This window comes from Pseudomonas bohemica (assembly GCF_002934685.1).
Lineage (GTDB): Bacteria > Pseudomonadota > Gammaproteobacteria > Pseudomonadales > Pseudomonadaceae > Aquipseudomonas > Aquipseudomonas bohemica.
Genome location: NZ_NKHL01000109.1, coordinates 1 through 7,644, shown reverse-complemented (window position 1 = coordinate 7,644; position 7,644 = coordinate 1). Strand labels below are relative to the sequence as shown.

At 49.9% G+C, this 7,644-nt stretch carries 6 protein-coding genes and 1 pseudogene; all 7 read right to left on the bottom strand.

Annotated elements, in window-relative coordinates:
• Positions 1-415 precede the first annotated feature (415 nt).
• Positions 416-622 (bottom strand): annotated as a pseudogene (locus CE491_RS14755) (transposase domain-containing protein); the annotation flags it as partial.
• 147 nt (positions 623-769) lie between these two features.
• Positions 770-2,695, bottom strand: coding sequence for a hypothetical protein (locus CE491_RS14750; RefSeq protein WP_110949064.1), 1,926 nt, complete (start codon positions 2,693-2,695; stop codon positions 770-772).
• Positions 2,696-2,813: 118 nt separating this feature from the next.
• Entirely contained in the window at positions 2,814-3,212 is a 399-nt protein-coding gene (locus CE491_RS14745) for a GtrA family protein (protein ID WP_110949063.1), read from the bottom strand.
• A 189-nt stretch (positions 3,213-3,401) separates the two neighbouring features.
• Entirely contained in the window at positions 3,402-4,142 is a 741-nt protein-coding gene (locus CE491_RS14740) for an SDR family oxidoreductase (RefSeq protein WP_110949062.1), read from the bottom strand.
• Entirely contained in the window at positions 4,139-5,449 is a 1,311-nt protein-coding gene (locus tag CE491_RS14735) for an FAD-binding oxidoreductase (protein ID WP_110949061.1), read from the bottom strand. Before CE491_RS14735 ends, CE491_RS14740 begins: the two co-directional genes overlap by 4 nt.
• On the bottom strand, positions 5,449-6,885 hold the full coding sequence (locus CE491_RS14730; protein ID WP_234407602.1) for a UbiA family prenyltransferase: 1,437 nt from the start codon (positions 6,883-6,885) through the stop codon (positions 5,449-5,451). Before CE491_RS14730 ends, CE491_RS14735 begins: the two co-directional genes overlap by 1 nt.
• Before the next feature lie 435 nt (positions 6,886-7,320).
• Positions 7,321-7,644 (bottom strand): lysis system i-spanin subunit Rz (locus CE491_RS30265; RefSeq protein WP_199885116.1); only part of this gene is annotated, 324 nt, incomplete at its 5' end.

Below are 7,644 nucleotides of genomic sequence, written 5' to 3'. Positions count from 1 at the left end.
TTGCTTCATCATCGAAAAGCTCGGCGATTGGTGTCCGGGGATTCTGCCAAATCAGGAAGTCTTTTTCAGATTTTCCCTAACGGAATCCAGATAACGGAGCTCGCCTTGAGCAAGCCGCCTTGCACACCACTCAGGCCCAGTCCTGGCAAGCACTCATAAGCTGTTGCCATGGAAAATCGTCTTGATGCATGTCGCGGCAATCCGCTATGTGCTGAAACGCCTCATTCCTTTGCGCCTCATTTTGCGATGCCAGGCAAGAACGGCATGTGACGACGTCCCTTTGGATCTTCCATCGAAAATGCCATTCCAGCAGACGGACGCGTGACCCCATCGCTTACCCCACTGATATTGATAGTGGTACAGATAAACAGTAAGCGCTCCATAAACCCCACCAGCTTCATGATGGGTGGTGCGCTTAGCTAGGTGATACCGGCGAGCAGTTCCACGGTAGCAGCGCTTCGTAGTCTTCAACTGATGAGGCCGCCGGCAGGCGTTCCAGTGCGTGGCGCAGCCACGCATAAGGCTCTTGACCGTTGGCTTTGGCAGTCTCGACCAGGCTGTAAAGTTGAGCACTGGCCGTCGCGCCCTTGGGCGTGTCGCTAAACAGCCAGTTCTTTCTTCCGTGTTGCCGCTGACCGAAAACTGACCCCGGTGGGTCAGTTTTCAATCAGCGCCAACATCTTCACCTACTGGCACTTTAAGAAGCGCCAGTAACGAATGTTTGAAGACGCATCGAGCCACTCTCAAACCATCAGTGAGCCATCATGAATTATAATAGGCGATATATTTTTATATCGATCACCTTAAGATCCATTTCAGTCAGAGCGAGCGTCCGAACTTGGATTTTCTCCATATTGTACTTTTCGCCCACCACAAATTCCGTCTTAATTTTGACGACTACCCCATCTGTGCCGACAAGCGGACCATTGTTCAACACAACCATATCGGGAAGAGCAAATACGACGTCCCACCCCCCAACTGTCTCAGTTGTTTTCGCCTTGCTGGAATATGTAATCTCAGCGGCATATCGGCCTGCGAATAATGGCTCATAAGGACCATAGGTCAAATAACCACTGGCATGCACTTCGTTTTTTTCCATTTCGCATTGATCGGTCTTTCTACCAATAATGGTGAGCAGTTCACAACCTTGCCATCTATAGCTGCTCCCAGTTTCGGAAAGTTTCTGAACCTGCATCTTATCTTTTCCGTAAATATATATCGTCTTGTCATCGCAGGTTGCGACAATCGTAGGTTCACCATTCAAACGTTTAATCATATCTACTGAAAGCTTTATTGACGGATCGGTATGATCGGAAACAATTGCGAAATCGTATCTACTTCTGAAATATTTTTCCGAGGTAATCCACCGAAAGGGCTCAAGCGTGCGAGAATACTGGGCAAGGTTCAAACTCAAGCGGCTGAAATACTGAATATATTTTGCATCCCAATACTGCGCAATACCGTTGAACACACGGTTTTTCTCAAGCACCCCGTCAATACAACTCAATGTGCTGGGATAATATGGATAAGGGAGCCCGTTAGCTTTTATTAAGCGATAGGTCCCAAAACTTAGAAGAACCATTGCGATGAGAGAAATCAGTATTATTACACTCCCAAGCCGCCTCCCAAACCAGTAATCTAGGTAAAGCAGAACTGCTATGATCGGCCATGTAAAAGCCGGAATAAAATATCTACTAGTGAAAGGCATATTAGTAAGTAACACAACGACAGCCAGTGTGGCACATGTAGCAAGAGCGCTAAATATTACAATCCATATCAATGGGCGAGGTAGTCCGTCAACACTGTATTTTCTTAGCGCACTACAACAACTGTGAACGACGATACCTACGTACGCCACCTGCAATATACCGTAAATTGGATTATCGCAAACTATCGTGCGCCAGAATCCAACTACACTATCGAAATTGGAGGACAATTCCGTAATGCCAATCACCATTTTAAACGGGGCCCGATGATCGGTTATAAAGCTGGTGAAAGACAAGCCTAATAGGCTAACCACGACTAGCGCTGTCAAAGGAACGAGCTTTTTCCAGGTGAAGCTTTTATCGACTATTAAAAAGAGAAAAGTTGTCGTGATAAATGGAGCAATTGTCTGAACGATAAATATGCTATCGGATAGCGAGGTAATGAAGACCAATGCCCCCACTCCGGCGAGCACCATTGGAGGCAATTCTAATTTTTGGTGCAATAACCATATGCCTACAAAAACCATTGAGACTAAAAAGGCACCGTAGTGAAACGCACTTACCAACATGAAAACGAACGGCTGGCCCGAATGTATCGCCAGATATAGTAATAGGGTTGTCGCAGCGGCTGCAATCAGTACGGCACGCTGTCTGGCTACATGGGCAGATATCATCCAGATTGCACCGAACGTCAACAAAGTCTGAATTAGCGAAAATATGGTTAGGCGTATGCCTGCCCCCGAGCCCAACCAGTACGAAAGGAGAAACATCGGATAATCAGGAAAAAGATAGGGTGCAGGCGTCAGGTACCAATCGGAAAAAGCCCCATTGCTGGCAAGTATATTCTGGAATATTGATGGAAGATAGAGTGCATCCGCATTGAATACCCATGCAATGAAACTGTCCTGCGCTAAGTAGCACAAAACTAAATTCACCAACCCTGTTGCAAGCAAAAATAGTGCAAAATAACCGCGACGGCCTACCATCATAAATTTCGCCTCTCTAAACACCTAAGCTGACGCCACAGCCTAGAACATATTATTATAATGGATAAGCCCTAATCTGCTTTCCACGTGCCCATGGTCAAGAGGAGTACCAACAAAAGCATCACACCCGATCTCGAAAAACAAATCGTTTATCCAACTGATATTTCGATATATATCCAATCATCAATCCAACAATACCACCAACGTAGCGCATTTCTTTCGTATGAAAAATATGATTAAAACCAAGTTCTAAACCCCAAAAAACCACCGTCGTAGCTAGGCCCATAAGCGTATACAAAAAAAATGTACGGCTATCTTGTGCAGCATTCACAGCCTGAAAGCTGAATATGTAGCGTTTATCGAAGACATACTTCACCAACAGACCTACCCCGGTACCTAAACTCACGGCAACTAAAACGCTGTAGCCCCCCGTGTAGATATAGATTGCAAGCTCTTGTGCCCCTAGGTTGGCTACAGTTGCAATGATCGCAAATATGGTATAAATGACAGCTAGCTTCATACCCCCCCCCCAAAAAAAGCGTGATGCGCTGGACTTCCAGAGGACGAATCGAAATGATTCGAAGGCTGGCGTGTCGTTTCAATCGAAATTTTTCTCGCGGCGACCAAGTTGCCCGAGCTTTGGTGTCGATTTCCGATACCCTACATCCACAGGCGAGGTTTGCGCGCCTGAGCTGAAATTACTACCCATTTAAAAGTTGAGTCTTTTAAATAAAGTCTGAGGAATGCTGCGAATGATCAACATGATGATTCCCCAAAAACCCGGCGTGTAAATTGTCGCGCGTTTGTTCTCAATACCCCTGACGATAAGCTTCGCGACTTTTTCAGGGGTGGAAACTAACGCTTTCGGCAGTGTTAGACCCTGCGTCATGGGCGTGGCGACCAAGCCCGGCTTGATATCCAAGACATGAACGCCGACCTTGTACATCCTAGGGCGCAGCCCTTCACAGAATGTCGACACTGCCGCTTTCGCGGCCCCATAAACGTAGTTCGAGGGGCGTCCTCTATCACCCGCTACCGAAGAAATTGCCGCCAAGGAACCACAACGCTGCTCTTCCAACTGGTTAGCCAACAAAGTTAGCAGTGCAATAACAGAAGTACCATTGTTGGCGATCTCGCGCAGAGCGACCTCGACATTCTGCTCGCAATCCTTTTGACACGGCAAAGAGCCGTGGGCAATTAGGACGATGTCGATCTGCCGCATCGCAGTTAGAGCTTTTTCCAGCATCAACGCATGTGCAGCAATATCAGTGGCATCCATGCAATGCGATGTCACTGCTTTGGCGCCCCGCGCCCGCAGATCTTCAGCCGTCTGGTCTAGCTTTTCGACGTCGCGGGCAACCAGGAATAACTCGTCGCCTTGGTTTGCCCATATGCGTGCACAGGCCATGGCGATAGCGGAGGAGGCGCCAACAATCAAAATTCGCTTCATGTAGTCACTCGTTTCCAAAATCGGGACATCAAAATAGGATCGCGCAGGGCCTCGATTCGCTCCCATGCCGGGTATGCGCGGCGGAAGTCACTACCGCTCATATGGGCATCCTTCGCTGGGTACAGCCGGCCGCCAGCTTCTCTGACAATATCGTCGAGCCGCTCAAATAAGGGATGCAGAGCGTGTTTTTGAGGAAAATCCAGCGCGAGTGACACACCTGGCAAAGGAAACGAAAGCAGACCTGGCGAGGCGCTGTTACCGCACCGTTTTAATACGGCAAGGAACGATCCCTGACCTGATGCTGCAATACGTGCCAATAATTCTTGGATTGCGACTTCAGCTACCCCGCTTGGAATCACACACTGATACTGCTGGAAACCTTTTCTTCCATAGACGCGGTTCCAATTCACAAACCGATCCAGAGGGTAAAAGAAGGAGTCGTAGCTGCCGATCTGATTTCTTGGCCGGTCGGAATGCTTGTGCCAGTATGCAACGTTGAACGCCCGTAAGGACCAGTTGTTGACCAAGGAAAACGGAGGTGTCGCCGGTACGCGCAGTTTTGTACGCCTATCCACCTCCAGCGGGCCGTACTTAGTATGATCGCCTACTATAAAAACGCCGCGCCCGGCCTGACGAGCTGTTGCCAAGCAATCGACCCACGCCACACTGTACTCATGCTTGTGGTCATGCTCGGCCGACAAGGTGAAAAACTCTGCCAAATTGCCGAAACGCGTGGCGGTACTATCTATTCCGCTGGCTTGAATTGGCATAAGCTGAATTTCAGCCCAAGTAACAACCCCAGTCAGCCCCAGTCCCCCAATGGTCGCGGCGAAATAATCCGCATTTTCGGTTCGCGAGCAGCACAGCATCGGCTGGTCGTGGCGTTGCAGGCCAAAGCGTAGAAGATGATTTCCGAAGGTGCCACGTAAATGATGATTTTTGCCATGGACATCGTTGGCAATCGCCCCTCCAATGGTCGCAAATTGCGTTCCGGGCGTGACCGAGAGGAACCAGCCGTTTGGTATGGATATCGACAGAATTTCTCCTAGGGTTGTGCCCGCCTCAGCTACTACTCGACCGTGCTGCCAGTCGACATGGATGATTCTGTCCAGCAAGCGAAGATCCAGTACCTGATTACTGCTTGCGAGACAACTGTCTCCGTAACTGCGACCGTTGCCGAATGGAAGCGTGCTGCCATGGAAGTGAACGATATCCTGGAGAGAGTCCAAGGCCTGACCTCGCCATCTACAGGCATGCGCGATTTGCGGAACGCGGGGGTAGCGGCCCCAGGACAGCAGTGGATCCATTACGCGGCCACCCAGAATACTAGGCCGAACATAACGGCCAAGACGAGACTAACCTTATCTTTGATGGCGAACACCACTGGATCGTCATGCATCTGGCCTTGATGAGTGAGCAGCCAGACTCGAGTAATCCAGAACAGTAACATGGGACATGCTAGCCAGATGACCTGCGGATGGGCATAACGCTCGCTGGTCGCATAGTCATGGATGTACAACGCCAACACCATCACCGAGAGATAGCCTGAGGCTGCCCCCAGAGAAGAAATCATCTCCAAATCCGCTGGGTAGTAACCTCTACCCTTAGTTTTTTCCGTATGCCCTTTTTGACGAGCCTCATTCAATTCAGCATACCGCTTGACCAGTGCCAGACTGAGAAACATGAACATTGAAAAGGCCAGCATCCAGAAGGTCAATGCCAAAGACGTTGCTGCAGCGCCAGCGATGATACGCAGGGTATAAAGTAGCGCCAAAGCGACGACATCAATCGCCATCTTGCGCTTTAAGGACAGAGAGTAAGCCAATGTTAGAGCATAATAAACCGCAAGCACTGCTGCGAATTCCCATGGCAGCCATAGCAGCGCTCCGGCATAAGAGCCAATCAAAAATAACGGAAAAACAAGTATTCCGGTCTTCAGCGGCAGTCGACCTGCCGCAAAGGGTCGATGACGTTTTAATTGGTGATGACGATCATCAGCCAAGTCGAGCAAATCGTTGAGCAAATAGACGCTCGACGCGCATAACCCAAAGAACAGGAACGCCAAAGTATCCTGCCACAGTAGCCCGACGTTCATAATTTGATGAGACGCCAGTAGCGGAATGAAGATCAATGCATTCTTCACCCACTGATGAAACCGCAATGCCTTGGACCAGTCGTGAAGCCTCCACCGGTTCAAGCGGATCACCTGTACCACATTCCCCTGGGCCCGCGCAAGATTCTCAACGCCTGCATCGGGGTTGACTATGTGGGCCTGCCGGGCCGAACACCAAACGGCAATGTCATCATGGGAATTACCCAAGTAATCAAAACCCTGCTCCCCATACTGCTCTACCAGCAAATCACGCTTCCGATCGGAAGAGAGATTTTTTTTTCCATCGGAAGCCCATACCTGATCGAACAATTGCAGGTGTTTGGCAATGCGTTCGGCTAACGAACAGTGGCTAGCAGTCGCAAGGATTATAGTACGGCCTTTACTGCGCTCAGTTTTGATCAGTTGAATAACCACTGGCTCATAGGGTAGAACGGTGACATCGATATCAGTTGCCTCGGCCAGGCCTTGCTTCAATGGCGCTTTGCCTTTGAGCAGCCAGCCCAGTGCTTTGAAAAATCCGAAAGGGTGCTGGCGCACAAAAGCCATTCCCGTTTCGTACAATAAATCAGTGCGCAATAAAGTGCCGTCAAGATCAACGACCAGAGGAACGGTAGGGGCAACAACAGTCACGATAACTAGCCTCTGCAGGATGACGCGATACCAGATACTGGCGGGCTGACTGGCGGTTGCCGTCGGGAAACAACACGCCGTTTAGGCCAGTTGAACTTGACCGAAGATAGCACATTGCCCCCACAACATTCATACCTTTGAGTGGAGTATTGACGACATAGATAAGGCTCTAGCCATCGTCAATATGATTAGCGCGACTATTTCTGGTATTTATCGAATATAACCTTACAAACGCCGCCACTCGATGGCTCGGAGACCTCCGAGCAGGCCACCTTGCACACCACTTAGGCCCGGGGTCTGAGCCTTGAATAATAAGGGCTTTAGGTAATTCGAAGGTAGATTAAGGCCCACTAGCACACCACCAGCAGGCCACCCCATTACGTGTTTTCCCACATCAAATGAGGCCATGCTAATTTTTGCGACCGGGAATGTAGGTCACTGGCACACGTCCCTGATGTAGGCCTGCGCTGCTTTCAGGGCTGCTTGATCGGCGATGATTCCGGCTCGGATATCGTAAATAGTTGATCCAACAGACGCAGCGAGTTCGACGGTGCCTGCATTACCCACGCTGGCGGTGCTGGTGGTTTTGGACACGTTGCTGCTACCGGAACCAGTTGAACAGGTGCCTGCGATGCGCAGCCGGCGAGTGCCATCAGCCACAGCGCGGCGCAGAGATTCGTTTTCAGCATTGGCCTTGTCCTTCTGTTCGGTGGCGGTTTTGTCGAGCGCGGCAAGCTTCTGTTCGGCGTCCTGCTGCTT

Excerpts from the sequence above, each read along its gene's own strand:
- CE491_RS14735 (WP_110949061.1), bottom strand. The coding sequence starts at position 5,449 with ATGGATCCACTGCTGTCCTGGGGCCGCTACCCCCGCGTTCCGCAAATC.
- CE491_RS14740 (WP_110949062.1), bottom strand. The coding sequence starts at position 4,142 with ATGAAGCGAATTTTGATTGTTGGCGCCTCCTCCGCTATCGCCATGGCC.
- CE491_RS14745 (WP_110949063.1), bottom strand. The coding sequence starts at position 3,212 with ATGAAGCTAGCTGTCATTTATACCATATTTGCGATCATTGCAACTGTA.
- CE491_RS14750 (WP_110949064.1), bottom strand. The coding sequence starts at position 2,695 with ATGATGGTAGGCCGTCGCGGTTATTTTGCACTATTTTTGCTTGCAACA.